This is a genomic window from Cryobacterium sp. MP_3.1 (assembly GCF_035984795.1).
GTDB lineage: Bacteria > Actinomycetota > Actinomycetes > Actinomycetales > Microbacteriaceae > Cryobacterium > Cryobacterium zongtaii.
In genome coordinates this window covers 43,979-70,056 of the sequence record NZ_JAXCHV010000017.1, presented here as the reverse complement: position 1 = coordinate 70,056, position 26,078 = coordinate 43,979, and the positions used below count along the sequence as shown (strand labels likewise).

Below are 26,078 nucleotides of genomic sequence, written 5' to 3'. Positions count from 1 at the left end.
AGACCTACGTGGTGTCCTACTTCGCACCCAACGGCCGGTACTCCGCGACGCCGAACTACTTCGCCACGGCACGCACCGTCGGTCCGCTGACCGCCAGCACGACGTCCAACGGCCGGTACCTCTATGGAGCCGCCGGCGGCTTCCCGACCAACAGCTGGCAGGCGGAGAACTACTTCGTCGACGTGGTCTTCACACGATCCGGCTAGAGAATCCGGTTTCACCGAACCCACGGTGAAGCCTCGCATGACAGGCCCGTCACCCGAGCGGTCCTGAACGCCCACAACACCCTGGGGGTATCAGTGAACACGAAACTTCGAATCGCCGTCATCGGCGCCGGATACTGGGGGCCGAACCTCGCCCGCAACTTCCGCGCCAGCCCGGACTGGAACCTGGTCGCGATCTGTGACCTCGACAGGGACCGCGCCCAACGGGTCGCCGACGGTGTCGGCGGCGCCCGCGTGGTGACATCGCTCAACGAGCTGCTGGAATCCGATGACATCGACGCCGTGGCCATTGCCACGCCGGCCGCCACCCACCACGGCATCGCCAGGGCCGCCCTGAGCGCAGGCAAGCACGTGATGGTGGAGAAACCTCTCGCCGACACCGGGGTCAAGGGCCGGGACATGGTTCGAGCGGCCGCCGACAGGGGACTGGTCCTCATGGCCGACCACACCTATTGCTACACGCCCGCCGTCCTGAAGATCCGGGAGCTTGTCGCGGAAGGAGCGCTCGGCGACATCCTGTTCATCGACTCGGTGCGCGTGAACCTCGGTCTGATCCAGCCCGACGTCGACGTTTTCTGGGACCTCGCCCCTCACGACCTGTCCATCATCGACTTCGTGCTTCCCGGCGGGTTGCGGCCGCTGTCGGTGTCGGCCCACGGTGCTGATCCGCTCGGGGCGGGTAAGGCGTGCGTGGGATACCTCGCGCTGCCGCTGGCGAACGGGGCGATGGCACACGTGCACGTGAACTGGCTCAGCCCCACCAAGATTCGCCAGATGATCATCGGCGGCACCAAACGAACCCTGGTCTGGGACGACTTGAACCCGCAACAGCGGGTCAGCGTCTACGACCGCGGCGTCGACCTGTCGCTGCAGGCCGTCGGCGGGGAGGCGCGTCGGGAGTCGACGATCTCCTATCGGTTGGGTGACACGTGGTCGCCCGCCCTCCCCGAACACGAGGCCCTCGGTGCGATGGCGACGGAGTTCGCCCGCAGCATCCGGGAGAAACGTCCCGCCAGGACCGACGGGGAGTCGGGGCTGCGGGTACTGGCGGTGCTGGAAGCGGCGACCAGGAGCCTGGCGGCGGCCGAACTCGCACCCGTTGCCGACATCCGTGCCAGTGCCGACGACCTGAGCCTGATCGGTGAGGCGTCATGAGCGGCCTGGTCGGAGCGAATGTCCTTGTCACCGGCGGCGCCGGCACCATCGGTTCGGCCATCGTCGACCAGCTCTTGGATGCCGGTGCTGCGCACATCGATATCCTCGACAACCTGGTCAGGGGCCGGCGCGACAACCTCACCGCGGCCCTGGCGTCCGGTCGGGTGACTCTGGTGGAAGGCGACCTGCGTGACCGGGACCTGGTCCACGACATCGTCGCGGGCAAGGACCTGGTCTTCCACGAGGCGGCACTCAGGATCACTCAGTGCGCCGAAGATCCGCGCCTGGCCCTCGAGGTGCTCGTCGACGGCACTTTCAACGTCTTCGAGGCGGCGGCCGACCGGTGCGTCGAGAAGCTCATCACCGCGTCCAGCGCGTCGGTGTACGGACTCGCGGAGCAGTTCCCCACCTCGGAGCGCCACCATCACCACAACAACGACACCTTCTACGGTGCGGCGAAGTCCTTCAACGAGGGGATGCTGCGCAGCTTCAGAGCCATGAGCGGCCTCGACTTCGTGGCGCTGCGGTACTTCAACGTCTACGGTCCGAGGATGGACGTGCACGGCCTCTATACCGAAGTCCTGGTGCGGTGGATGGAGCGCATCATCGACGGGAAAGCACCGCTGATCTTCGGGGACGGCCGCCAAACCATGGACTTCGTGTTCACCGCCGACATCGCCAGGGCGAACCTTCTCGCTGCGACGAGTGACAGCCGTGACGGCGTGTACAACATCGCCAGCGGGGTGGAGACGAGCCTGCTCGAACTGGCGGAGCACCTCCTGCGAGCGATGGATTCGACCGTGCCGGTTGAGCACGGCCCCGACCGGGCGGTGAACGGAGTGGCCCGCCGACTTGCTGATGTCTCCGCAGCCCGGCGGGATCTCGGGTTCGAAGCCCGGGTCGGGCTCGATCAGGGTCTCCGGGAACTCGTGGCCTGGTGGGCACCCCTCCGCGAGGACATCGCCGCCGGCCGAACGCTGGTGACCTCATGAGCCGTATCAATGTCATGAAGCCGTGGATCGGCGCCGACGAGATCCAGGCGGTCACCGAAGTGATCGAATCCGGCTGGGTCGCGCAAGGACCCCGGGTGGCCCGGTTCGAGGAGGAATTCGCGACGGCCGTGGGCGCCGAGTACGCCGTGGCGACGTCGAACTGCACCACGGCCCTGCATCTGGCACTCGTCGTCGCGGGCGTCGGGGCCGGGGACGAGGTGATCGTTCCCTCCTTCTCGTTCATCGCGACCGCCAATGCGCCCACCTATGTCGGCGCCCGCCCGGTCTTCGCCGACGTGGACCTGGCGACGGGCAACCTCACCGCCAAGACCGTGTCCGCGGTCATCACCGATCGCACACGAGCGGTGGTCGTGGTGGACCAGGGCGGGATCCCGGTTGACCTGGCCGCGATCCGTGCGGTGTGCGAACGGCGCGGGATCGTCGTCATCGAAGACGCGGCCTGCGGCGCCGGGTCCACCTACCGGGGGCGCCCGGTCGGTGCCGGGGCCAGTATCGCCGCATGGTCCTTCCACCCGCGCAAGCTCCTCACCACCGGCGAGGGCGGGATGCTGACCACGTCGAAAACGGCGTGGGCGACCCGCGCCCGGCAGCTTCGGGAGCACTCGATGAGCCTCTCGGCCGCCAGCCGCCAGGCAAGCGTGCTTTCGCCGGCCGAGGAATACCGGGAGATCGGATTCAACTACCGGATGACCGACCTTCAGGCCGCGATCGGGATCGTGCAACTCGGACGCCTGCCGGAAATCGTGCGCAAGCGACGGGAGCTGGCGGAGCGGTACAGCGTCGCCCTGGCCGCGGTGCCGGGTCTGCGCGTGGTCAGCGACCCGGAGTGGGGAACCTCGAACTTCCAGTCCTACTGGGTCGAGGTGCTCCCTGATTTTCCCACGGATCGAGAGGGCCTCCTCGCGGCGCTGGCGCAGGCGGACATCTCGGCCCGTCGCGGCATCATGGCGGCACACCGCCAACCGGCCTACCGGGACTGGGTCGAACACAACGTTCCGCTTCCCGTCACCGAGCGCCTGACCGACAACACGCTGATCCTGCCGCTCTATCACGAGCTGGCGGATGCTGACCAGGACCGTGTGATCGATGCCGTGGTGCAGGTCTCGTCCACCCGTCGCCGGGGCGCCGCATGAGAGACGTCATCCTCCTCGCCGCCAGCGGCCTGGCGAGAGAGGTCGTCTCGGCGGAACAGCGTGATTTCCGCTGGGTGGCAATCCTCGACGACGATGAGGAGCTGCACGGCAGCCGCGTCGCGGGGATCGACGTGATCGGCGGGTTAGAACTCGCCGCACGGCACCGCACCGGGCTCCTGATCTGCGTCGGCTCCGGCGCCGGGCGACGCCGGGTGGCGGACCGGCTGGCCGCCCTGCAGGTGCAACCGGAGCGGTATGTCACGGTCATCGACGCCTCGGCACGTGTCCCCGCCTCCTGCACCGTCGGTCGGGGCAGTGTGCTGCTGGCGCACACCGTGCTCACTGCCGACGTCAGAGTCGGCCGGCATGTCGTGGTCATGCCGCAGGCAACCCTCACGCACGACGTGGTCGTCGGTGACTTTGCCACTCTCACCGCCGGAGTCTCCCTCGCCGGGGGAGTCACCGTGCACGAGGGTGCCTACCTCGGCATGAACGCCACCGTTCGGCAGAACGTCGTCGTCGGAGCCGGCGCGATCATCGGAATGGGCGCCGCTGTCATCGCCGACGTGCCGGCCGGCGAAACCTGGGCCGGTGTCCCCGCCCGGTCCGTCTATCAGAGGAGCGCAGTGTGAAGACCACCGAACGAGTCCCGATGCTCGACCTGGCCGGGCAGCATCAGCAGATCGCCGACGTGGTTCGGCAGGGCTTCGACCGGGTCATCGCGGCGAGTTCCTTCATCCAGGGCCCCGACGTCGCCCGGTTCGAGGGGGAATACGCGGACTACTGCACCAGCCGACACGTGATCGGTGTCGGTAACGGCACCGACGCGCTCGAGCTCGCACTGCGCGCCAGCGGCATCGGCGCAGGCGACGAGGTCATCGTCCCCGCCAACACCTTCGTGGCGAGTGCCGAAGCCGTTCTGCGCGCCGGCGCTCGGGTGGTCTTCGCCGACTGCGACGAGAATTTCCTCCTCGACCCGGTCAGTGTGGGCGAGCGGATGACCGCCCAGACCCGAGCGGTCATCGCCGTGCACCTGTACGGTCAAGCCGCGCCGATCGACGAACTCCGTCTGCTGGTCGGCCCCGACGTCGTCCTGGTCGAAGACGCGGCGCAGGCCCAGGGGGCGCGGTCCCATGGTCGGCGCGCCGGGTCCCTGGGGGACGTGGCCGGCACCAGCTTCTACCCCGGTAAGAACCTCGGCGCCTACGGTGACGCCGGGGCCGTGATCACATCCTCCGACGCGATCGCCGCCGAGGTGCGTGCGCTCAGCAACCACGGCGGAGTGCGCAAGTACGAGCACCTCAGCGTGGGGACCAACTCCCGGCTCGACAGCCTGCAAGCCGTGGTGCTGTCCGCCAAGCTCGCCCTGCTCGACGGGTGGAACGCCGAACGCCGACGCCTTGCCGCCCGGTACACCGCCCTGCTCGACGGGGCTCCCGGAGTGGTCACCCCCCGAACCGCGCCAGGGAACGAGCACGTGTTCCACCAATTCGTGGTGCGGGTGCCGGAACGGAACCGGATGTATCAGGACATGAGCGACGCGGGTATCGGCGTGGGCATCCACTACCCGGTCCCGGTGCATCAGCTCCCCGCCTTCGCTGACCTGGCCAGGGGGCAGGGCCCGTTCCCCGTCGCCGAACGCCTGAGCGGGGAGATCCTCTCGCTGCCGATCTACCCCGGCCTCACCGACGAGCAGCAGGATCGGGTGGTCGACACCCTGCAATCATGCCTGTGACCGACGCCTCACCCGGCTCGGTCCTCGGCGATCAGGTGCGCAGGGGGGCGCTCTGGTCGGCCGGCAGCACCCTGTTCCTGCGCTTCGCCAACATCGCGATCATGGCGGTCGTCGCCCGGATCGTGGCCCCGGAGGCGTTCGGGGTGTTCGCCCTGGCCATGGTCGTGCAGGGGGTCGTCGTCAGCCTCGCCGAACTCGGCATCTCCTCGGCGCTGCTCCGCAACGACCTCGACCCCGACCGCATCGCGCCGACGATCGCCACGGTCTCGATCATCACGAGCCTCGTGCTGGGCACCGCGATGGCCGTTTTCGCCGACCCTCTCGCCGCTGCCCTCGGCTCCCCGGATGCCGCAGGGCCGCTTCGGGTGATGGCGCTCTCGGTGGCCCTCATCGGGCCGTTCGTGGTGCCGGGGGCCCTGATCCAACGCGACTTCCGGCAGGATGTGATCTTTCGAGCGGCAGCGATCGCGTTCGTTCCGAGCAGCGCGGTCCTGTTATTGGTGGCACTCGCCGGCGACGGGGCGCTGGCCTTCGCCTGGTCGCGGGTCGCGGCGCAGCTGGTCACCGGGGTGATCCTCACCCTGAAGGTCAAAAAACGCTACCGGCCGGGCTTTCGGCGGGACCAGATCGGAATGCTGATTCGCTTCGGCCTGCCGCTCGCACTGGCCAACCTGCTCAGCCAGGCGTTGCTCAATGTGGATTACGTCTTCGTCGGCCGCACCCTGGGTGTTGAAGCCACCGGGCTCTACTCGCTGGCGTTCACCATCGCCGCCTGGTCCACCGCCGTGATCGGATCCGTCCTGAACGGCATCGTTCAACCCGCGTTCTCCCGAGTGCGTCACGAAGGCGGGGACCTTCGGGGCGCCCTGCTTCAGGCCTGCCGAACTGTCGCCCTGGTGGCCTGCGCGATCGGCGCACTCACCCTCGCCCTCGCGGAACCGTTGCTCACCACCATCTATGGAACCCAGTGGACGGGAGCCGCACCGGCCCTGGTCGTCCTCGCCGTCTACGGGGTCATCTTCGTGTTGGGCCTCCTCCTGGCGAACATCATCATCTCCACCGGTCGCACCGGCGGTCTGCTCCTCGTGCAGGTCGCCGCTCTCGCGGTGCTCCTGCCCGCCATGGCGGTCGGCGTCCGATACGGCGGTCTGGTGGGCGTGGGACTGGCCCACATCCTGGTGAGCGCGGGAGTCATCCTCCCGTTGTATCTCCTGATGCTGCGACGAACGATCCCTCGGCCGTTCGGTGTGATGGTGCGGGCGATTGCCTGGCCGGTCTGTGCCGGCACCGCGGCCGGAGGGACAGCGTGGGCCGTGGCGATGCTGGTGTCAGCGGCTCCGGCGAAGTTCTTGCTCGGAGGGTTGGCCGGCGGCATCCTCTACCTGGTGCTGACCGCACCGCTGCTTCTCCCGCTCGTGCCGCCGTCGCTTCGCCGTTCCCGAACCTTCGGCCGGGTTCTGGCCGGCCTCGCCTGGCCGACCAGCTGGCTGGCCCGGCGTGTGACCGGGGAGCGCGCATGACGCTCAGGGTGCTCGTCTACCCGCACGACCTCGGAATCGGCGGGAGCCAGCTCAACGCGATTGAGATTGCGGCCGCGCTGCAGCGCCGTGGTCACCGGGTCATTGTCTTCGGCACCCCGGGTGCGCTCGTGCAGCGGATCGCCGATCTGGGTCTCGAATTCGTCGCGGCTCCACGACCGGGCCGTCGCCCGTCGCCCCGGGTGGCCCGTGCGCTCGCCGACCTCGTTGTGGAGCGGAAGATCGATGTGCTGCACGGTTACGAGTGGCCCCCGGCGCTGGAGTGCATCCTCGCCAGCCGGCTGCAGCCATCCGCCGTCGCGGTCTCCACCGTGATGTCGATGGCGGTCGCACCGTTCCTTCCGAAAAGCCTGCCACTCGCGGTCGGGACCGAGGCGATCGCCGCCGCCGAGCGTGCCTTCGGTCGCTCCTCGGTCAGCCTGTTGGAGCCGCCGGTCGACCTGACGGAGAATCATCCGGGTGCCGTGCCCGCCGGGGTCTTCGGAGCCGGCGACGACGGTCTGTTCACGGTCGGCATGGTGACCAGGTTCGCCCATCAGCTGAAGCTGGAGGGAATCCTCACGGCGATCGACACCGTCGGAGCACTGGCCCGGCACACGGCCATTCGGCTCGTCATCGCCGGGGACGGGCCCGCCCGCGAGGAGGTGGCCGCCCGTGCCGCGCACGTCAACGCGAACTCGGGTGCCGGCACCGTTGTTCTGCTGGGCGAGGTGACCGATCCCCGACCCGTCTACGAATCAGCCGATGTGATGCTCGGCATGGGTGGGTCTGCGTTGAAGGCGCTCGCCTTCGCGAAACCGCTGGTGGTGCAGGGGGAGGGCGGATACTGGGAGCTCCTCACCCCGGATACCCTGCCGGAATTCCTCTGGGCCGGGTGGTACGGGGTGGGAGAATCGGCCGAAACGGGTCCGGCCCGGTTGGAGGGCATCCTCCGGCAACTGCTCGAGGACGCCGGTCTTCGAGCGGAAGTCGGCGCGTTCGGCCTGGCTACCGTGCACGGGCGATTCTCGGTGGAGGCCGCAGCCGTGACCCAACTGGCCATCTATCGCGCAGCACTCCAGCTGCGGGTCACGCGCGGGCAGCAGGTCCGGCACGATGCTGCGGCCCTGACCCGCTACGCCCGGTACTACGCGGGGAAACGTGTACGCCGGTTGATCGGAATCGAGCAGACCGACGACTTCAACGCCCGTCCGGCGAGAGTTCGGCCCGGAAGCCTCCCGGTGACGACGGGAGCGGGCTCGTGACACTGCCGTACCTGGTCTACATCGCCGGCGCCGAATGGGATGCCGTTCCGGGAACCGACCGGCGTCTCACGGCGGCGCTGGCCCGACGTATCCCGGTCCTCTGGGTTGACCCTCCGGTTGCGGTGCAGAGGACATTGCGCCGGAACTACCGCTGGCCGTTGCCTCAGCTTGTCGCCGAGGGCCCGAACATCGTTCGGCTGCGCAGCGTCACCGTGCCGTTCGCGTCGAAGCGGGCAATGCTCTCCATCGCGGGTGCCCTGGGCGCCTGGGCGGTCCGCTGGGCGGTCAGGAAGCTGAACGCAGAGGTGACCGCAGTCGTGGTGGCGACTCCCCGGGCACGGTTCCCAAGACGGGTGCGGGGTAGTCGGCTGCTCTACCTCACCGACGACTGGGTGGCCGGCGCTGCCCTGCTGGATCTGCCCCAGTCTGGTATTTCCCGGATCCTCCGAAAGAACGTGTCCCGGGCGGACGTCGTCGCCGCGGTCACCCCGGAGCTCGCCGCAACAGTCAGCGGTCTTGCCGGCGACCGCCCGGTCGAAGTCTTGCCCAACGGCTGCGAACCCGTTGTGTCTGCCGGCCGGCGTCAACCGGACGGTGGGCACCCGGCACCCGCTGCCGCCTTGGTCGGACAGCTCAATGAGCGCTTGGACTTCGACGTGCTCGAAGCGGTGCTGGCGAGCGGGGTACCGATCCTGGTCGTCGGACCGCGTACTGAGCGTGATCCCCGGATCACGGTCCGCCTCGACGCGTTTCTCGCCGCAGACACGGTGACCTGGCTCGGGGAGGTTCCGTTCGCGGAACTACCCGGTCACCTCGTGGGGGCGGCGGTCGGCCTGACGCCGTATCGCATCACGTCATTCAACCGAGCCAGCTTTCCCCTGAAAACCCTGGAATACCTGGCCAACGGGCTGCCGGTGGTGTCGACGGATCTGCCGGCAGTCCAGTGGCTGAACACCGACCTGATCAACGTCGGGACTGATCCGCGGCACTTCGCTGAGCACGTGCAGCGAATCGTTTCCGACCCGGCACGCGGCGCGGAGGCTGAGACCGACCGCCGACGCCGGATCGAATTTGCGGCGTCCCACAGCTGGGACGTCCGGGCGGGGCGGCTCCTGGACCTCGTTGTCCCCGCGGGCAGCTCAGGTGTCCGCGCGACGCCCCGATCACGACCCGCAGCATCCGGCGCGCTCACCTGAGCACCCGGCAGTTCGGCCATCGCGAGGGAGCAGCACATGCCATCGGAACAGACCACCGTCATCACGGCGAGCCGCCGGCGGTGGGCGGTGATCGTCGCAGCGGGCGTCGTGGTCGTTGTGGCCGCACTGTCGCTGGTGGCCGGCGTCGCGGGACAGGCACGGGCAGAGGCCAACATCTTCGGTTCACCGACCCCCACCGTGGCCGCGGCATCGGACGATGCGCCGGTGGAAGTGGGCGTGCGCTTCACCAGCACCCGGGATGGCTGGGTGACCGGTCTCCGGTTTTACAAGGGCACAGGCAACACCGGACCACACCTGGGAACTCTGTGGGACGGTGGCGGGAGCCCGCTGACTCGGGTGGAATTCACCCGAGAATCCTCCACCGGATGGCAGGAAGCCACCTTTGCCGAACCGGTGCCGGTTCACCGTGGCCACAGCTATGTCGCCTCCTACTTCGCGCCACGGGGTCACTATGCCTCGGATGCCGGCGCGCTCGCCGACCCGCATACCAGCGGCGCGCTGTCGGTTCCGGCCGGCGGCGGGGTCTTCCGCTACGGGTCCGGAGGCTTCCCGACCGCGTCGTTCGAGGACACCAACTATTACGTAGACGTCAGGTTCCGCCCCGCCGCCCCGGGTGAAACGGTGCCGGAAGGCCACCCGCGGGCCGCGAGTCCCTCGGCCCGGGCCGGATCGGCCTCTACCCCGACCCCGGCTGCGCCCGACCCGATCACGGTGCCCCCGAGCGATACCGGGGCCACGCTGGCCCTTCCGCGGGTTCCCTGGGAAGGCGGGCCGGCTTACTGGAAACAGTTCAGCAAGGCCGATGCGGCCGGTTGGGACGACCCGACGTTTTTCCCTATCGTCTCCTGGTTCGGCAACTTCAGCACCGATGAGGAGGTCGTCTACGACAAGTCACTCGGCATCAACACCTACAGCGGCATGTGGGATGGCACGCCGTACCGGCTCTTTGCCGACAACGGTGTGTTCTGGATCGGCGGACAGCTCAACGACGGCTTCACCGCCGACAGCGGCAATTGGGTGGGCCAGTTCCTGGACGATGAGGTCGACGGCCGATTCACTCCGGCAGACGGGCATAAGCACCTCCAGGGGTTGGTCGACGCCCTCCCCGACGACGGGCGCTTCCGCTACGCGAACTTCACCCAGATGGTGATCGCACGTGACCTCCCGCAGGAGGCGGCGCGCCAGTACGTGAACGGATACACCGATGTGGTGTCGGTGGACATGTACTGGTACAGCATCCCCTTCTGTGACCAGACCCCGTATCGGGATGTGTATCTGACCCCGGTCGCGCAGGAGACCTGTCGCACCGCGTCGAGCTACGGCGCCACAATGAACTCCCTCCGCGCCCAGGATGCCGCAGACGGAGAACTGCAACCGCTCTGGCAGTGGGTGGAGAACCTGAACGGCGGTCCGCCGGATGCCGCGCCGGAGTCCTACCTCACCCCGGGGCAGCTCACGGGGGCGGTGATGAACTCGATCATCAACGAAGCCCGAGGGATTGCCTATTTCAATCAGAGCCTCAGTGGAACGTGCCAAAGCAGCAACGTTTTCCGCCAATCTCAGGTCACCCCGGGCTTTTGTGGCAATGCCCAGGTCGCCGCCGTGAAGTCGGTGAACGCTCAGATCCACTCCCTCGCCCCGGTGCTCAACACCCAGTCCTACGAGTACACCTTCGGTCCGAAGCTCGACACCATGGTGAAGACCTATGCAGGGTCGGCCTACATCTTCGCGATGGTCGACGGCTCTGCCGGCCCGGGGAAGCGTACCTTCACCCTGCCGCCCGGGGTCGACGGCACGAACGTCGAGGTGCTCGGAGAGGATCGCAGCCTGGCGGTCGACGGCAAGGGACGATTCACCGACACCTTCGCCGAGGAATTCAGCTACCACATCTACCGGGTGCCTCTCACAGCGGAGGCGGGCAGCGAGTAGCGGGTGTCCGCGGGCCGAACCGCCGACTGCCCGGAAGTCCAACTGTCCTATCGGGTCGCCACCGGCTGACCGGGCACGGGCGGCCGTGCGGCGAGCAGGTGCCGCGCACCCCCGGCCAGGCCGAGGACCAGGAAGAGCATCCCCGCAGACATCGAGAACGCGAAACCATCGAAGAAGGCCATCAGCAGACTGCCCGCGACGAGCGCTGCGACCAGGGCCTGAGCCAGCTGCCGGTCCAAGCTGTCGGTCGCCGTGCGGCGGGCCTGCGCCGCACTGACGATGCCGGCGACGACCAGGAGGAGGAACGCGATGACGCCCAGGATTCCCAACTCGATCGCCAGGAGCAGGTACTGGTTGTCGAAGATGTGGTACTTGGCGATGAAGGTTCCGAATCCCTTGCCGACGACCGGGAACCGGTTCATGTAGTCGATGGCGATGTCGTAGCTGGTCGTTCGTGATGCGGTGCTCGGGTCCGACCCCAGTCCGGTGAACAGGCCGCGGATCGTGCCGATCATCCCGGGGACGAGCACCGCTATCGCGACGGTCAGGGCGCCGCCCACGGTGACAATGAGCATCCGGACGCCGCGGGAGAGGGTGGGCAACATGATGATCAGTCCCACGGCGAGGCCGATCAGGGTCGACCGGGAGACCGAGAGCAGTGATGCGACTGCGATCATGCCGACAGGCAGCCAGGGGAGCAGGCGATGCGCCGAGCGATTCTCGACGGCCAGGGCGAGGGCGATCGGAAAAGCCATGGCCAGGACGACGCCGTACTCAAGCGGGTGGATCGCCGTTCCGGACGCGCGGATGAAGCCGGCTCGCTGGTCGAGTGCGTCCGAGGTGGGGCCCTCCCACATCGTGAACGGCACGAAGTGCCAGAACTCCAGGAGCAGGTTGCCCGTGAGGAACTGAAGGATGCCCAGGGTCGCCATCGCTCCGCCCGCCCACGCGAGCCTGCGCAGCAGGACCCGTAGTTCGCCGACGCTGGGGAGACCGTCGATGCCGACGAGCAGGATCCCGGCCCACGCCAGCAGGCGCAGGAGCCCATTGTCAGCCGGGCTGACCTCGTCGGTTGGCAGACCGCGAAGCATGGCGCAGGCGTAGCTGAAGCCCGCCACCGCGAGGAGGGCGAACAGTGCCGCGGATACGCGTCGCGGGCCCGGTGGTAGAGGGGACTGACGCTGCAGCTGATGCCAGCACCACCAGAGCCCCGCGCCGAGGGCCCAGAGCGTCGCGGGCCGTCCCGCCGACCCCAGGGCCGTGATCGTGAGTCCGGACGGAACCGCGAACAGCAGAACCACGTACACGGTGAGAACAGTCAGTCCGTCGATCCCCCGACGGGGACCTCGCTCCGTCGCGGCGGCGCGGGTCGCCGCGGGCGCCGGCCTGCTCATTCGGCGTGCTCGGGAGCGCGGGCGTCCGCGCCGGCCTTGACCGGGATCGTGCTGTCGTCGAAGCCGTCCGGGACGCCGGCGAGCACCCGGCGGTCGCCGGATCGGGACAGGTCCGGGTCCCTCGGACCCTGGGGTGCGCCGAGGTCGTCGTCGGAGTCCTCGGTTGCCGGGCCGTCTTCGAGCTCAACGTCATCCGGCGTGCCGGCGGAATCGGCAACGGGCGGATCCAACCGGCGCCTCCTGTCCCTGGACAGCAGCAGCCCGTCCACCAAACCGGCCAGGAGCAGGGTGAGAGCGAAGCCGGCGGCAGCTGTTGCGGCGACGGCTTCCAGCCGGCTCTTCTGGATCACCGTGCTGGTTTCGTCTGTGGTGAGCGGCATCGCGGTGATGCGCTCAACCTCCGGAACGTCGGCTCGGGTCTGCAGGGAACTGAGGTTTGTCTGCACGCCGGAGAGGGCGCGGTCGAGGACCAGGGCAACCTCACTGTTGGTGCTGCCGGTGGCGGTGACGGAGAGGAGCGGACCGCTGCTGGTCGCGATGCGCTGAACGGTGGCGTCAGCGGCCGGATGCCCATCCAACAACGACTCCCGCACGGTCTGCGACGCCATCGTGTTCACCAACACGTCACTGGCCTGGCCGAGGCCGCCGAGGAACAGGTAGGGGTTCTCTCCTTCGGGAACGCTCGAGGCCGCGGGCATGAGGAGCAGGGTCGCGGTGCGTTGGTAGGTGGGTTGCACCTCGGAATACACGACGCCGGCAGCGACGCCAGTGAGCACCAAACCGATCAGCACCACATACCAGCGCCGTCCAAGGCCTCGCAGGAAGTTCTTCAATGTCATGTCACACGCTCCGTTTGCTGGGCGGTTGTGCCCGGTGAAGTAGTGGGCGGCAGGGTTTGGCCGGCCGTCCCGTCTTGGCGGCGGGGTCTGGGAGCCCGGCCGGCGAGCCGGTCGACGAGCGTTGCCGCGGTCGCGGCCACTCCGAGCCCGACGAGCCCGAGTACGAGCAGGGCCCTGGCCTGTGTTCTGCGGGATCCGCCGACGTGACTGACCGTGGCCTCGGCCGGGACCCGCTCCGTGCTGATGACATCCCGGGGGTCCAGGGTGCTCTGCCGGTCGGCGGTGAGAACGTCGATCCGGTCGAGGAGAGTGTTGAGGGTCTCTCTGACCCTGTCGGGATCCTGACCGGCGACCCGGACCGACAACACCGGGTCGGGGAAGCTGTACTCCCACTGCCCGCCGGTGTTGGGTATGACGACCTGATACCCCTCGGACACTCCCGCGCCGAAGAGTGGGGCGTCCGGCGACAGACGGTCGGGCAGCTTTCCGTCGTTGATCTCCTGCTCGATGGCCCCGACGAATTCCAACAGGGTATCCCGCTGTCGGTCGTCGAAGACGCCGACGGCTGCGGCATCGGGAACCACGAAGACCACCTTCGTTTGCGAGACGTAAGCGCCGCCGGCCTCATCGAGGGTGACGAAAGTGACGCCCAGGACGGCGAAAACGGCTACGACGACATACCAGCGTCGCAGGAGAACCCGCAGCAGGCCGGCGGCGGTCATTCGCCCATCCCGATCGGAGAGGCGGCGGTGTTCGTCGCATGGGGAAGGGTCCTCCACCGGCGACGATCCAGCAGCACGGTCAGGGCGTAGCGATCGGCTGCCCGGTGGGCCCGGAGGGCCGCATGGAGTGTGACCGCAACGTGCACCAGCGCGGCGGCGGCGGGGGTGCCGTGCCGTTCGGCGTAGCGCACCCGGTTCACGGACATCAGCGCGGATTGCCCGGCCGACACACCTGAGCCGCCCTGGCGGTGAGCGACGGTCGCGGCCGGGTCGTACCACACCGTTGCGCCGGCGTTCCGGGCGCGGCGGAAGTAGTCGGTTTCCTCTGAGTAAAGAAAGTACCGCTCATCCCAATCACCGAGGCGGTCGGCGAGCGCCCGGTCGATCAGCAGGGCGGCTCCGGTGGCCCACTCCACAACGTGCGCGCGCCGGTAGCTTTCCTGGTCGAAGACGGTCTCGGAGAGCCAGCCCGGCCTCCGCCGGGCCCGAGAGCCGAACAGCGCTTCGCCGAACGACCGCAGCACCGTCGGTTCGCGGCGGAGCGACGTCTGAAGGGCGCCGCGGGAATCCACCAGGCGGGGAACGACGACGCCGGCGCCGGTTGAATCCAGGCAGTCGAGCATCTCACGCACACTGCCCGGCCGAACCACCAGGTCCGGGTTGAGCACCAGAATGCTGCGTGCACGGCAGACAAGCCTCAACGCCACGTTGATTCCGCCGGCGTAGCCGCGATTGCCGCCGCTGGAGCGCACGGTGATGTCGGCGTGCTCGGCAAGGACACCGAGGGTGCCATCGGCCGAATCGTTGTCGACAACGACGACGCACATCCGCACAGACGGCGTGGCGTCTCTCAGACTGGCGAGGAGCGGCCCGACGTCTGCCTCGCTGTTGTAGGTGACGATGATGACCGCGACATCGGCCGGCTGGTCAGCGCTGACGAAGGTGTCGCGCCCGGCGGCTGGCGACGGCAACCGGTCGGGCGTCAACGCGGTCATGGCAGGAACCGGCAGGGTCGACGTGATGAGTACACGCGTTCACCCCCTTGGTTCGAAGCAAATGTGGCAGGTATCGCGAGCCAGACCCACGGTGCAATTGACAGGACCAGGGTCCCCGTCGGAGCAGACAGTATCCCGGTCGAGGCAGACCGTCGGACCCCAGAGAGGGGGTGATTGGCCGAAGTCGTCAGGGTCACGCCGCGAGGTCCGGAGGGAGTGCTCGGCTGGACAGGTCGCGTTCCCAGCCCGCCCTGCCTCGGCTGACGACACGGTGGGCCCTGACCCGGCCGAGCACCGTGAGCAGCCCGTAGCAGACCACGTCGGCCGCGCTCGCCGGGCCGCGCACGGATGCGACGAGGGATCTGATGCTTCCGGCGGTCGTGGACTCGGTCCCCAATTCCGAGACCCCCCGATACTGGCGGGCGAGAACGGCGACGAGGCTGGCGACGGTCCGAGGTGTGAAGACCCGCACGGGGGAGCCGGTCGGTACGACGACCTTCTCGTCGGAGCCGAAGAGGCTGTCGACGTACGAGTCGTCGGCCGTGACGTCGGGGAAACGGTCGAATCTTCCGTGCCCTGACGCGTTCAGGGCATAGGCACCGGCGCCCCAGACGGCGTCGCGATTGGTCGGTATCCTGCGCCGTGCGCGGTAGTAGCTCTTGACCAGGACCGACGCGCCAGTGGTGTCATAGATGTACTCGGGGCGTGCCGCCAGGATGCGCCCGGTCCCGAGAGAGTCGAAGATCGCGCGCACCGTTGTGGGCTCGATCGCCACGTCTGCGTCCAGGTAGAGACGCGGCCAGGCGTGGGCGGCGGCGTCGCCGACGTTGAGGGCCGCGGTCTTGGATGCCGTCTCGATGTCGTACACCGCGACGCCGGGGAAGCGGCGGGCGACCGACGCCGTGCTGTCGGAGCAGCCGTTGCAGACGACGATGATCTCGGCCTGGTTCAGGGCCGCCATCGGGGCGATCAGGGCGAGGGTACGTCCGATCGTCGCGCGCTCGTTGTGGGCGGGAATGATGATGGTTCCGGCCGGCGTCGCGGACCTGCCCCACGGGCCGGGCTCTGCCGCGGTGACCGCGACCGGCTCTGGGGGAGCGGCCGGCGCCGTCCTCCAGGCAGATCCCGTCAGCAGGGTGCGCACGATCGTGCGCTGGGCCGGGTCGGTCCAGTGCCGGGCGGCGGTCACGGCCAACGCGGCCTGGAAGGCGAGCGCGTAACCGAAGGACCGATAGCGGCGCGTGAAGCGGACCTGGTTCGCGGCGAGCAGCGCCGCCAGCGCGGGCGGGCGGACACCGGGGCTGGCTTCGGACCGGATGCGCGCGGCGGGTTCGTACCAGATCGGTGCCCCCGTCTCACGCACGCGGCGGAAGTAGTCCGACTCCTGGGCGGCGGTGAACCGCTCGTCCCTGTCGCCGACGAGGTCGTCGACGTCTCGGCGCACCAGGAGCCCGGTGTCGAACCCCCAGCGCACCTGATGCGCATGCTCGTAGCTCTCAGCGTCGGTGTACACCGCGCTGAACCGGCCTCCAGAGCCGGAATCGTCCTTGTCGACTGTCACGCCAAGGAGGGCCCGGCCCACCGTGGGTTCCTTGGGCAGGTGCCGACGGGTGGCGCCGTCACCGGTGAGCAAGCGGGGTACCACGGCGCCGGCACCGGCGCGGTTCATCCGGTCGACCATGGTTCGTAGCGCGCCCCGCTCCACCTCCCCGGTGCCGTCGAGCACGAGCACAGCGTCCGCCCTGCCGATGTGGGCTCTGGCGGCATTGATCGAAGCCGCATGGCCGCGGTTTCGTTCCGTTGGCACCAGGATCACGTCCCGTTGCAGCAGCAGCTCGGGCCGGGAGGTGCGACCGGGGTCCCCGCTGGTCACGATGCAGCGCAGTCGGAGGTCCTGACACTCCGCTCGGAGTTCCTCGAGCAGCGGGAGGACGCTGACCGTGCTGTCGGCGACGACAACGACGGCCACGTCGGCGTGCTCGTCCGGGTCGACGAAGCCGACGAATCGGGTCGCCGTCGCACCATCGTGGGGGTGGACACCGATCACCGCCGGAGATGGTGTCCAGGGCGCGGCGATCGACCCCCGCCGCCGCACCGCGAGGTAGGCAGGTGGACCCTGCACAAGGTACCGGGTGCACAGGCGCCGGGGTTCCAGGGCGAGCCGCCACGCCCACTCCAGTCCGTGCGCGGAAATCCAGTGCGGAGCCCTGGTCACCCGTCCGGCGAGAAAATCGACGACGGCGCCGAAGGCCAGCAGCACGCGGGAGCCCGTCGCCAGCCCGTGTTCTGCGATCCACAGCTCCTGCCGAGGCTTACCGAGTCCGACGATCAGGAGCTCGGTGTCGGCATCGCGGATTTCGCGGGCGATCGCCTCCGATCGCGCCGAATCGTTCAGTTCGTCCCGGGCGGGAGCCCAGAGACCGGCAACGCACAGCGCCGGGTATCGAACGGCGAGCTCGGCGAGGAGGCGGTCGTGGGTGTCGGCCGTCCCGCCCAGAATGCCGATGCGGGTGCCGCGGCTTTCGCACAGCGCCAAGATCGGTCCGATCAGGTCACTGCCGGCCAGGCGCGGCCAGGCGCGGCCGGTGATGCGGCCGGCCTGCGCGGCGAGCGGGGCACCATCGATGAGGTTCAGCCAGGTCAGATGGCTGTGCGCCGCGTCCGGCGCCGGTCCGTCGTCGTCGAGCGTTCCCGACCAGTCGGCACCCGACCCGAAGTGATGCACATGGTCGAGGTTGATCGACGTGACCGCCAGGGGTGGGATGTCCGGCGCCTCGAGGTGCTCGGTTATCCGTTCCATGGAGTCGCTGAATTCGAGCAGGTCCACGGCGGACCCGCCGAGGACGATTCGGGCAGTTTCAAGAGTCATGTTCGCACCACCGAGGGAGACCAGGCATGGACAAGGGAAGGGAGGGTGTGCAGATGCCGGACAACGAGATGTACACGGGCCTGCCTGTCAGTCCTGCGCGGTGAATGCGCCGAAGAGGACATAGCTGGACCCGCCGGCGACGGCGGTGACGGCGAGGGTGATGGAGTCGTCGCCGCGCGCGAAGCTCAGCGTCGTCGACCGTTTGGCGGCGGTGGTCGGGGACTCCAGAAGACCCAGCGGAGCGAAATGCTGCCGGTAGAACGCCAGCACGTCGGTGGTTCCGAGCGACGTCCTGGCCTCCAGAGCGGCCTGCATGCGATCGCCCTCGGTCGCGACGGACGTGTTGTCGATAACCGACTCCGGGATGCCGGGCATGACGTCCGTGGGGAACCCGCCGACCACGGTTCCGGTCGAGCTGGCCGTGGGGGGAAGCGGCAGCGAAACGAGGGTGGTTCGGGGTTTCGATGGTGGCAGAGAGACGCTCTCGGGCTGCTCAGGGAGCACTTCGGTCGACGTGCGCGGCGCGGCGTCGGCTTCGCTCCATCGCTCGCCGTCCGTGCCGGTGTCCGTCGGCTCCTCCGCAACCGGATCGGGCGTCGCGCCGTCGGTGTCGGCCGGCGTCGGGGTGACGCTCCGCTCGGGGGTCGGTTGCGCGGTGGGTGATGTCGACGCCGCCACGCTCTGGAACCGGTCGGTCGGGGGCAGCCGCTGTGCGACCACGACGCCGGCGCTGGCCACCAGCGCCGTGAGGCCGAGCGCTGCCAGGCCGAGCTGACGCTTGTTCATCGGCGTCGCCGGCGAACGAGGAAGCGGTCGGCTGCGAGGCAGCCGGCCGCACAGAGGGGTCGACAAATAATGGTTGTGGTCACGTTCCATCCCTGCATTTCGGGTGTACAGGTTCAGCTCGGATACAGCCCGTGGCCGGAAGGGTAAGGCCCGGCACGGACTCGTGTTCAAACCTGAGGCAGACTCAGGTCCTCACGTGGTGACCATAGTCGGGCAAGCGACGAGCCGCTGTGACCTTATCGGGGGGTAGATTGACGCGGCCTGAGGCGGAGGGGTGTCATTCCGTCGTCCCGCTGCGCCACACCTTGATCCGGTCGACCCCGCCCTTGCCGACCAGGAATAGCAGGGTGGACTTCACGGCGGCGCGCGAGGATTCCCGCAGCAGCCTGGCCGGCCCGCTCCACAGACGGTCGCGGAGCAGGTCGGTACGCGTCGGCTGGTCAAGATCGGTCGGCAGGGTGGGGAACAGGGCGGCGTAGCCGCTCGACGCGACGAGCCGGCCGCGAACCCGGTTGCTGACGTTGCTGCCGTGCACGACCTGCAGCCACGCTGGTGGGCCGGATACCGCAACGCTCGGCATGGACCGCGGGAGCAGCGTGTGCCAGTCCGCCCAACAGGTGACGGGATCGTTCCAGGTCTCCCTGACGGAGCAGAACGCGTTGAGCTTGTCGACGCGGAGGAACAAACCGTCGGGACCGAGGATCAGTCCCGACGCGAGGTAGAGCGCCGAGCGCGGCCCGCTGGGAGGGATTCGCTGCAGACGGTCGACGAAATCGGCGGCGAGCCCGTCGTCGTTGTCGAGATTCGTGGTCAGCAGGTCGGCGGAGGGGGTGGTTCGCCCGGCGCGGATGTCGTCGAGAATGATGGCCGGGGTGACCGCTGCGCGGTAGATCGGCTCGAAGACCTGGTCCCGCACGTACGGTGCCAGACGTTGGATGAGCCATTCTGGGCTGTCCGGGTCGAGGTAGACGAGCCAGCGGAAGTTCTGGTTGGTTTGAGCGCGCACCGACGGCAGGCAGTATTTCTCGAAGAGGTCGGCGCGGCCGGTGAGCCATCCCTCGCGTTGGCGCAGCCGACCCTCTGGGCCCGGGGTCGGCAGGTTGAACCGGGTGATCAGGACGTGATCGACCGTGCGTGGCGCCGTCGCGGGGGCGTCCAGACGGGTCGCGTTCTGCCCGCGTTTGGTAGTCATGTGCGCACCACCGAGGGAGACCAGGCGTGCGGGATGAAGAGGCGAGGTTCGCTGACCCCGTCGATGGAGATGGACCAGACATCGCTGTCACCGACGACATCGGTGCGGGCCAGCCCGTAGAGCAGTGTCGAATCATCCAGCCATTCCACCTGGTCGTCGACGTTGCCGGGGGCGGGGAGGAGGGTCTCCACCCCCGTCTCGAGATCGAGCACCGCGATGGACCAGACCGGCGACGCAGTGCCGGCAACGACCTTCTTGTAGGCGATATGACGACCGTCGGGGGAGAGCGACGGGCACTCGGCGCTGTCCCGGATGGCCGTCAGGGTGCGGGCGGTCAGGTCGCCCCGCACCAGCCAGGTGCGTCCGGCCGAGGCCGCGGTGGCATAGAAGGTGGTGTCGTCGCTGCCGAAGGTCACGCCCCAGATGTTGCGGTCGGCCGCTGTGATGCGCTCACCGTCTACCATGAGCGCGAAGTCTTCGAGATTGCCGTAGTCGGTGCCGTCGATTGTGGAGATCGTCGTCTGGGTCGAGAACGCGACCGTCCCATACGATTCCCCGGTCACGAACGCTGTCATGGCGACGAGGTGGGAGTTGGCGGATACCCGGGTGCGGCTGGGGATGCCGGGTAACGGCCAGGTGCGGAGCTCGGCGGCGTCCGCACCGCGCAGGGTGGCCGCGAAGGTCGTGACGATCCCGCGGTCGATGTGGAGGCACATCTCTACGACTGTGGTTGCGTACACCCTGTCGCACGCCTGGGCCGTCACCGAGCGCTCACCGGCGGGATCGGCGAGCGGGACGACGGCGACCAGGCCGTACCCGTCGCCGGATGCCGTGTTGCGGAACACGATCCGGTCTCCTGTCGCCGCCGTGTCGGTGGTGACCGCCTGCACGGCGTTCACGCCGGTCCGTCGTTCCTGGGACCCTGCCCAGGCCACGATGCCGTACCCTCCGGCTCCGCCGAGGAGCACCGCGCTGACCAGCACGGCGGCGATGGTGCGTTTGCGTGCGGTCATGTCGTCTGCGTCCGGTCGAACGCGCCGCGCAGGACAAGAGCGGCCAGCGGGATCAGCAGGGCGAGTGAGCCCGCGATGATCAGCATGGCGTCGCCGCGGCCGACCGCGAACCAGAGCACACCGAATCCAGTGGACGCGATCAGCCGGGTGGCGGCGACGACGGTCTGGGCGGAGGCGATGGCTGTCGCGCGGCTGGCCTCAGACGTTGACTGGGCCGCCAGCGCCGCGAGAATACCGTCGGTGGACGCGTAGAACACGCCGAGGGCTATCAGGCAGAGAATCGTCGTCGGAAGCCCGGCAACGGGGACCGCTGCAGAGGCATAGGCAGTCAGGAGCGCGAGGTGGCCGAGGACGAAAACCCTGGCGCGGCCGAACCGGTCGGCGAGCTTGCCCAGCGGGATCGCAAGGAGGAGGAAGACGACGTTGGTGCCCACGTAGAGCAGGGGGAACCAGGCCGCCGCGAAGGCATCCCGGCTCTGCAGGACCAGGTAGATGAACCCGTCACCGATGGTCACGATGCCCAGCAGTCCCGCGGTGAGGAGCAGGCGGCGCAGCCGCGGATCCCTCAGCTGTGCCCACCTGAACGACGTCCGGGAGGTGCCGGGTGCGGCGCGCTCTGCCGAGGGACGCGTGTTCGGTACGACGAGGCCGAGCACGAAGACGCCGACGATCGCGAAGGCGAGCGACACGACAAAAACAGTGTCGTAGCCGTCCGGGATGGCGAACAGGATCGCGAAGGCGAGCAGTGGCCCGACCGCGGCGCCGACGGTGTCCAGCATGCGGTGCACTCCGAAAGACCTACCGAGGTTCTCCGGGAGCGATGACGCTGTGATCAGCGCATCCCGCGGGGCGGTCCGGACGCCCTTGCCGAGTCGATCGACAGCGATGACGGCCACCAGGGAGGTGAACCCGGTTGCGAAGAGAAGTCCGGTGCGGGCCAGGGCCGACAGGCCGTACCCGAAGAACGCGATCCACTTCGGTTGGTCCCCCCGGTCCGCCGCCCAGCCGCCGGCGATGCGCACGATGGCGCTGACGCCCTGGTAGATCCCGTCGAGAAACCCGTAGGCAATAGTCGACAGGCCCAGCACTCCCGTGATGTACAACGGAAGGATCGCCGACACCGACTCCGAGGAGACGTCGGTGACCAGGCTGACGATTCCCAGCGCGATGACGACGGACGACACCCGTGTCGCCACGGGTCGTCCGGGAGGGGAGACCGTTCCGTGTGCCGACCCCCGGTCGGAAAAAGAGATGTACACGGGCCGGCCGCCGTCAACCCTGCGCCGTGAAAACGCCGAAGAGCACGTAGCCGGATCCGCCGGCAACGGCGGTGACCGACAGGGTCACCGAGTCGTCATCGCGGGCGAAACTGAGCGTTGTCCCACGTTTAGTCGTGGTCACCGGGGTTTCGAGGAGTCCTAGGGGCGCGAAATGGTGACGGTAGAACGCGAGGACGTCGTCGGTGCCGAGAGTGGTCCTGGCCTCGAACGCGGCCTGCAGACGGTCGCCCTGCGTCGCTACCGAGCTGTTGTCGACGAGTGAGTTCGGGATCCCCGGCATGACGTCGGTGGGGAACCCGTCCACAACCTCGCCGAGGGAGTTCACGGCTGGGGGGAGCGGCTGCGAGAAGAGCGCGGACCGGGGCTTCGACGGCGGCAGGGTGACGTCGACCTGTCCGGGCGGGAGCACTTCGGTTGAGGTGCGGGGGCCCACCTCGGTATCGGTGTCGGGTTCGGGGTCGGCCTGCGGTCGCTCCGGAGAAAGCGGCGCCGTCTCGTCGATCGGCGCGGTCGAGACGGGTGTGGGGGCGCCCCTCTCGGCGGCTGTCGGTGGCGCTGTGGCCGACGGTGTGGATTCCGCCACCGGGCGGATCCGGTCGGATTCCGGCAGCAGCTGGGCGACGATCATGCCGGCTGTCGCCACTGCTGCGGCGAGGGCGAGGGCGGTGAGCCCGAGCTGACGCTTGTTCATCCGGACTCACGTTCTGCCAGGAGGACGCCATCGCGTTCGTGGAAGTGTTCACCGGTGGCCGGGCAGGTCAGCCGGCCGTCCTCAGCCCTCCGCAGCGGGATCCCCGACCGGCCGACCCAGCCGATGCGTCTGGCCGGTACGCCGGCGACGATGGCGTAGTCCGGGACGTCCTTCGTCACCACGGCGCCGGCCGCGATAAGCGCCCAACGGCCGATGCTGACCGGTCCGATGCAGACGGCCCGCGCACCGATGGAGGCGCCAGTGCCGACGTGCACGCCGACCGGATGCCAGTCCTCGGCGGCTTTGATGCTCAAATCGGGATTGACGGCCCGCGGAAACATGTCGTTGGTGAACACCACGGCGGGGCCGACGAAGACACCGTCCTCCAGGACCGCCGGTTCGTAGATCAGTGCGTAGTTCTGTACCTTGCAGTTGCGTCCGAGGATGACGCCGGGTCCGATGTACGAGCCCCGCCCGAGGATGCAGCCGCTGCCGATGGAGGCATTTTCGCGCACCTGGGCGAGGTGCCACACGCGTGTCTCAGCGCCGACCTCCGCGGTGGGGTCCACGTCGGAGGTCGCTTCGATGAGGGGCCGTCCGGCCGTCTCCGGTGCGGGTATCACGAGCGTCGACCTTGCGCGAGGCGGCGGGAGGCTGCGGGGCAGCCGGCCGCACGGAGGGGTCGCCGCAGAGCATTTCTTTTCACGTTCCATCCCTGCATGTCGGGTGTACAGGTGCAGCTCGGACAGAGCCCGACGCCGGGACTAGCGCACCCCGGTGACGGACTCGTGACGAGACCTGGCGCACGCCCAGGTCCTCACGACGCGACCATAGCCGGGCTGGGATGGAGTCGCTGTGACCTTATCGGGGGGCAATTCCGAGGGGACGGAGAGTGCCGTCGTGTTCGCTGTAGTGTGCGCCGGTCACCGGGCACCTGAAGAGTCCGGGGCCGACGTTGTTCAGGCGTGCGCCGCTCTGACCCACCCAGTGCACCCTCCTGGCGGGGATGCCGTCCATCAGGGCGTACTCGGGGACATCGGCGGTCACCACGGAGCCGTCGGCCACGATGGCCCAGCGCCCGATGGTGAGCGGCGCCACGCAGACGGCGTTGGCGCCGACGGAGGCACCGGTGCGCACGGTGACGCCCACGAGTACCCAGTCCGCCGCGGACTTGAGGCGTCCGGACGGTACAACGGCGCGGGGAAATCTGTCGTTGGTGAAGACGGCCCCCGGCCCGACGGACACCCGATCCTCCAGCAGGGTCGGTTCGTAGAGCAGGGCGAAGTCCTGCACCGTGCACTGGCGGCCGAGGATGACTCCAGGCCCGAGATACGCGGCGTACCCGACCGCACAGCCGGGGCCGACCCGGGCGAATTCGCGGACCTGGGCGCGGTCCGCCACCGTGCTGCCGGCGCCGAGCACCGCGCGGGGGTCGATGTCGGCGGACGGTGCGATCCACGTCGCCCTCACGGCACCGGCGTCTGTCGTCACGAGTATCCCTTGCAGGTTGGGAGCCGGATGCCGCGGGGGGCACGTGCTGTCGTCGGCCCGGCCTGGAACCCCGGACACGACTGAGACAACCTCAGTTTGAGTGTGCAATGCAGGGACCATAGCGCAGGCCCTTCGGGCCCGCTGTAACCACTCCAGGGGTGGCGTCTAGGCCAGTCGGGCCAGCCTGGTGACGTCATCCCGGGGCAGCTCGTCGGCTACGGCGGTGACGGTGAGCGCGTTCAGTGCAACAGCGGCGCCCGCCGAGGACAGGAAGGCGGTGTCCGCGGCGTCCCGGCCCGTGGCGATGCGCATAAGCGATTGCCGTGGAGCGAGACCGGTCGCGTCGACGACCTGCCAGGCGCCGTCGAGGAACGCCTCGGCCACAGCGTGGAAGTCCATCGGCGATAGCCCAGGGGCGTAGACCGACACCAGGCGTGCCGGCACGTCGTGCGCGCGCAAGAACGCGATGACGAGGTGCGCGTAGTCGCGGCAGACGCCCTGCCGGGCCAGCAGGGTGCGCACCGCGCCATCCGTGGGCAGGCTGGCGCCGGGCACGTAGTTGAGGTGAGTGCCCACCCAGGAGGTGATCGCGTCGAGCAGGGCGGTGCCGGTGAGCCCACGGAACTCGGCCTGGGCGGTGGGCCAGAGGTGGTCGGATTCGCAGTAGCGGCTGGGTCGGAGGTAGCGCACGAGGTCGATGTCGGACACTTCTGCAGGCTCGGATTCGCCCGAGACCTCCACTGTGTAGTCGATGTCGATCCGCCCGGCCTGCACCGACACGAGCTGGAGCCGGGTACCGTGCACATCGAGGGTCTCCCGATAGGTCAGCGTGGCGCCGTTCTGCACGATGCGCAGCCGTTCCGTGGCGTTCGAGTCAGCGGCGACGGCGACGGACAGGACCAGCTCGGCGGGCCCGAACGCATGCAGTTCCAAATGCGCGGAGGCGGAGCGTTTCATGTCCACATCGTGGCATAAAAAAAGGCCACCTGCGGTAGAAGCCCGCAGATGGCCAAGTGGCCCCGACCGGCGTCGATCCGGTGACCTTTCGATTTTCAGTCGAACGCTCTACCAACTGAGCTACAGGGCCTCGAAGGCGACTCGAGAGATGCCTTCGAAAGGACGAAAAGCCCCTTCTTTCGAAAGGGCTTGTCGCCTTGGCGACCCTGACCGGACTTGAACCGGCGACCTCCGCCGTGACAGGGCGGCGCGCTAACCAACTGCGCTACAGGGCCAAACTTTGATGCTGTGTTTCTTGTGATTCTGCGGTGTTGCTGTCTAACTTTTCGTGCCGAGTACAACCTACAGTATCCGTAGCCCCAACGGGATTCGAACCCGTGTTAACGCCGTGAAAGGGCGCCGTCCTAGGCCGCTAAACGATGGGGCCTTGCTTACCGGAAGCTGATGACTTCCGACGCATAATCATAAGTGTTGGCAGAGCGATAGTTCAAATCGGCCCCAGCGTCCGGTGCGCGAGGCGCCGGATCGCGGGTCCGTTCGCCGCGTGATTCCGGGCCAGAACCCTAATCGGACCCGATTCTCACCTCGGCGTGTCGCTTTTCACCGCGCCCACGAATGGGCGGCAAACCGGAGCACCCGGGGGTTAGGTTTTATTCGAACC

General features: G+C 68.5%; 23 protein-coding genes and 3 tRNA genes. 10 read left to right on the top strand and 16 right to left on the bottom strand.

The genetic code is table 11. From position 1 onward, the window contains the following. The 10 genes from RCH12_RS12005 to RCH12_RS11960 all read left to right on the top strand — a co-directional run. Positions 1-206, top strand: a 206-nt coding sequence (locus RCH12_RS12005; protein ID WP_327017008.1) for a DUF4082 domain-containing protein, incomplete at its 5' end; no start/stop codon positions are given. Between the two features lie 93 nt (positions 207-299). Continuing rightward, positions 300-1,379: a Gfo/Idh/MocA family protein gene (locus tag RCH12_RS12000; RefSeq protein ID WP_327017007.1), complete on the top strand. Its 1,080-nt coding sequence runs from the start codon at positions 300-302 to the stop codon at positions 1,377-1,379. After that, positions 1,376-2,371, top strand: coding sequence for an NAD-dependent epimerase/dehydratase family protein (locus RCH12_RS11995; protein WP_327017006.1), 996 nt, complete (start codon positions 1,376-1,378; stop codon positions 2,369-2,371). The genes RCH12_RS12000 and RCH12_RS11995 overlap by 4 nt, the downstream gene beginning before the upstream one ends. Then, entirely contained in the window at positions 2,368-3,525 is a 1,158-nt protein-coding gene (locus RCH12_RS11990) for a DegT/DnrJ/EryC1/StrS family aminotransferase (RefSeq protein WP_327017005.1), read from the top strand. The genes RCH12_RS11995 and RCH12_RS11990 overlap by 4 nt, the downstream gene beginning before the upstream one ends. After that, positions 3,522-4,157: an acetyltransferase gene (locus RCH12_RS11985; RefSeq protein WP_103430577.1), complete on the top strand. Its 636-nt coding sequence runs from the start codon at positions 3,522-3,524 to the stop codon at positions 4,155-4,157. Before RCH12_RS11990 ends, RCH12_RS11985 begins: the two co-directional genes overlap by 4 nt. A 20-nt stretch (positions 4,158-4,177) precedes the next feature. Beyond that, positions 4,178-5,260: a DegT/DnrJ/EryC1/StrS family aminotransferase gene (locus RCH12_RS11980; RefSeq protein ID WP_103430595.1), complete on the top strand. Its 1,083-nt coding sequence runs from the start codon at positions 4,178-4,180 to the stop codon at positions 5,258-5,260. Continuing rightward, positions 5,251-6,780: a lipopolysaccharide biosynthesis protein gene (locus RCH12_RS11975; protein WP_327017004.1), complete on the top strand. Its 1,530-nt coding sequence runs from the start codon at positions 5,251-5,253 to the stop codon at positions 6,778-6,780. Before RCH12_RS11980 ends, RCH12_RS11975 begins: the two co-directional genes overlap by 10 nt. Then, positions 6,777-8,042: a glycosyltransferase gene (locus tag RCH12_RS11970; RefSeq protein ID WP_327017003.1), complete on the top strand. Its 1,266-nt coding sequence runs from the start codon at positions 6,777-6,779 to the stop codon at positions 8,040-8,042. The genes RCH12_RS11975 and RCH12_RS11970 overlap by 4 nt, the downstream gene beginning before the upstream one ends. Further along, positions 8,039-9,238: a glycosyltransferase gene (locus tag RCH12_RS11965; RefSeq protein ID WP_327017002.1), complete on the top strand. Its 1,200-nt coding sequence runs from the start codon at positions 8,039-8,041 to the stop codon at positions 9,236-9,238. The genes RCH12_RS11970 and RCH12_RS11965 overlap by 4 nt, the downstream gene beginning before the upstream one ends. 36 nt (positions 9,239-9,274) lie before the next feature. Continuing rightward, positions 9,275-11,188 (top strand): DUF4082 domain-containing protein, encoded by a 1,914-nt coding sequence (locus RCH12_RS11960; RefSeq protein WP_327017001.1) that lies wholly within the window; start codon positions 9,275-9,277, stop codon positions 11,186-11,188. A gap of 47 nt (positions 11,189-11,235) precedes the next feature. Here the strand turns inward: RCH12_RS11960 and RCH12_RS11955 are convergent, their stop codons facing one another. The 16 genes from RCH12_RS11955 to RCH12_RS11880 all read right to left on the bottom strand — a co-directional run bounded on the left by RCH12_RS11955 (position 11,236) and on the right by RCH12_RS11880 (position 25,844). After that, positions 11,236-12,582 (bottom strand): O-antigen ligase family protein, encoded by a 1,347-nt coding sequence (locus RCH12_RS11955; protein ID WP_327017000.1) that lies wholly within the window; start codon positions 12,580-12,582, stop codon positions 11,236-11,238. Continuing rightward, positions 12,579-13,421, bottom strand: coding sequence for a hypothetical protein (locus RCH12_RS11950; protein ID WP_327016999.1), 843 nt, complete (start codon positions 13,419-13,421; stop codon positions 12,579-12,581). The genes RCH12_RS11955 and RCH12_RS11950 overlap by 4 nt, the downstream gene beginning before the upstream one ends. Continuing rightward, complete coding sequence (locus RCH12_RS11945) at positions 13,418-14,143, bottom strand: hypothetical protein (protein ID WP_327016998.1); 726 nt, start codon at positions 14,141-14,143, stop codon at positions 13,418-13,420. The genes RCH12_RS11950 and RCH12_RS11945 overlap by 4 nt, the downstream gene beginning before the upstream one ends. Continuing rightward, complete coding sequence (locus RCH12_RS11940; protein WP_327016997.1) at positions 14,140-15,138, bottom strand: glycosyltransferase family 2 protein; 999 nt, start codon at positions 15,136-15,138, stop codon at positions 14,140-14,142. Before RCH12_RS11940 ends, RCH12_RS11945 begins: the two co-directional genes overlap by 4 nt. 193 nt (positions 15,139-15,331) lie before the next feature. Next, positions 15,332-18,007 carry a WecB/TagA/CpsF family glycosyltransferase gene (locus RCH12_RS11935; protein ID WP_327016996.1) on the bottom strand — a complete coding sequence of 892 codons (2,676 nt, stop codon included), beginning with the start codon at positions 18,005-18,007 and terminating at the stop codon, positions 15,332-15,334. Positions 18,008-18,094: 87 nt separating this feature from the next. Continuing rightward, on the bottom strand, positions 18,095-18,793 hold the full coding sequence (locus RCH12_RS11930) for a hypothetical protein (protein ID WP_327016995.1): 699 nt from the start codon (positions 18,791-18,793) through the stop codon (positions 18,095-18,097). Between the two features lie 277 nt (positions 18,794-19,070). Then, a complete protein-coding gene (locus RCH12_RS11925) occupies positions 19,071-19,985 on the bottom strand; it encodes a glycosyltransferase (RefSeq protein WP_327016994.1) in 915 nt (304 codons plus the stop codon). After that, positions 19,982-20,998, bottom strand: coding sequence for a TolB family protein (locus RCH12_RS11920; RefSeq protein ID WP_103430589.1), 1,017 nt, complete (start codon positions 20,996-20,998; stop codon positions 19,982-19,984). Before RCH12_RS11920 ends, RCH12_RS11925 begins: the two co-directional genes overlap by 4 nt. Further along, entirely contained in the window at positions 20,995-22,257 is a 1,263-nt protein-coding gene (locus RCH12_RS11915; RefSeq protein ID WP_423739405.1) for an MFS transporter, read from the bottom strand. Before RCH12_RS11915 ends, RCH12_RS11920 begins: the two co-directional genes overlap by 4 nt. A 13-nt stretch (positions 22,258-22,270) precedes the next feature. Beyond that, the gene (locus RCH12_RS11910) at positions 22,271-22,969 is read right to left on the bottom strand and encodes a hypothetical protein (RefSeq protein WP_327016992.1); all 699 of its coding nucleotides are present in this window, start codon (positions 22,967-22,969) and stop codon (positions 22,271-22,273) included. Beyond that, positions 22,966-23,589 carry an acyltransferase gene (locus tag RCH12_RS11905; protein ID WP_327017010.1) on the bottom strand — a complete coding sequence of 208 codons (624 nt, stop codon included), beginning with the start codon at positions 23,587-23,589 and terminating at the stop codon, positions 22,966-22,968. Before RCH12_RS11905 ends, RCH12_RS11910 begins: the two co-directional genes overlap by 4 nt. 241 nt (positions 23,590-23,830) lie before the next feature. After that, entirely contained in the window at positions 23,831-24,460 is a 630-nt protein-coding gene (locus tag RCH12_RS11900; protein WP_243399085.1) for an acyltransferase, read from the bottom strand. 165 nt (positions 24,461-24,625) lie between these two features. Next, a complete protein-coding gene (locus RCH12_RS11895; RefSeq protein WP_327016991.1) occupies positions 24,626-25,417 on the bottom strand; it encodes a transglutaminase-like domain-containing protein in 792 nt (263 codons plus the stop codon). A 57-nt stretch (positions 25,418-25,474) separates the two neighbouring features. Then, positions 25,475-25,547: transfer RNA gene (locus tag RCH12_RS11890), tRNA-Phe, on the bottom strand. Between the two features lie 68 nt (positions 25,548-25,615). Next, a tRNA-Asp gene (locus RCH12_RS11885) sits at positions 25,616-25,692 on the bottom strand. Between the two features lie 79 nt (positions 25,693-25,771). After that, positions 25,772-25,844 (bottom strand) — tRNA-Glu (locus RCH12_RS11880). Between the last annotated feature and the right edge of the window lie 234 nt (positions 25,845-26,078).

Coding starts and splice junctions, on each gene's coding strand:
- RCH12_RS11895 (WP_327016991.1), bottom strand. CDS start 25,417: ATGAAACGCTCCGCCTCCGCGCATTTGGAACTGCATGCGTTCGGGCCC.
- RCH12_RS11970 (WP_327017003.1), top strand. CDS start 6,777: ATGACGCTCAGGGTGCTCGTCTACCCGCACGACCTCGGAATCGGCGGG.
- RCH12_RS11995 (WP_327017006.1), top strand. CDS start 1,376: ATGAGCGGCCTGGTCGGAGCGAATGTCCTTGTCACCGGCGGCGCCGGC.
- RCH12_RS11980 (WP_103430595.1), top strand. CDS start 4,178: ATGCTCGACCTGGCCGGGCAGCATCAGCAGATCGCCGACGTGGTTCGG.
- RCH12_RS11935 (WP_327016996.1), bottom strand. CDS start 18,007: ATGACTCTTGAAACTGCCCGAATCGTCCTCGGCGGGTCCGCCGTGGAC.
- RCH12_RS11960 (WP_327017001.1), top strand. CDS start 9,275: ATGCCATCGGAACAGACCACCGTCATCACGGCGAGCCGCCGGCGGTGG.
- RCH12_RS11975 (WP_327017004.1), top strand. CDS start 5,251: ATGCCTGTGACCGACGCCTCACCCGGCTCGGTCCTCGGCGATCAGGTG.
- RCH12_RS11940 (WP_327016997.1), bottom strand. CDS start 15,138: ATGACCGCGTTGACGCCCGACCGGTTGCCGTCGCCAGCCGCCGGGCGC.
- RCH12_RS11945 (WP_327016998.1), bottom strand. CDS start 14,143: ATGACCGCCGCCGGCCTGCTGCGGGTTCTCCTGCGACGCTGGTATGTC.
- RCH12_RS11985 (WP_103430577.1), top strand. CDS start 3,522: ATGAGAGACGTCATCCTCCTCGCCGCCAGCGGCCTGGCGAGAGAGGTC.
- RCH12_RS11925 (WP_327016994.1), bottom strand. CDS start 19,985: ATGACTACCAAACGCGGGCAGAACGCGACCCGTCTGGACGCCCCCGCG.
- RCH12_RS11950 (WP_327016999.1), bottom strand. CDS start 13,421: ATGACATTGAAGAACTTCCTGCGAGGCCTTGGACGGCGCTGGTATGTG.
- RCH12_RS11910 (WP_327016992.1), bottom strand. CDS start 22,969: ATGAACAAGCGTCAGCTCGGGCTCACCGCCCTCGCCCTCGCCGCAGCA.
- RCH12_RS11990 (WP_327017005.1), top strand. CDS start 2,368: ATGAGCCGTATCAATGTCATGAAGCCGTGGATCGGCGCCGACGAGATC.
- RCH12_RS11955 (WP_327017000.1), bottom strand. CDS start 12,582: ATGAGCAGGCCGGCGCCCGCGGCGACCCGCGCCGCCGCGACGGAGCGA.
- RCH12_RS11930 (WP_327016995.1), bottom strand. CDS start 18,793: ATGAACAAGCGTCAGCTCGGCCTGGCAGCGCTCGGCCTCACGGCGCTG.
- RCH12_RS11920 (WP_103430589.1), bottom strand. CDS start 20,998: ATGACCGCACGCAAACGCACCATCGCCGCCGTGCTGGTCAGCGCGGTG.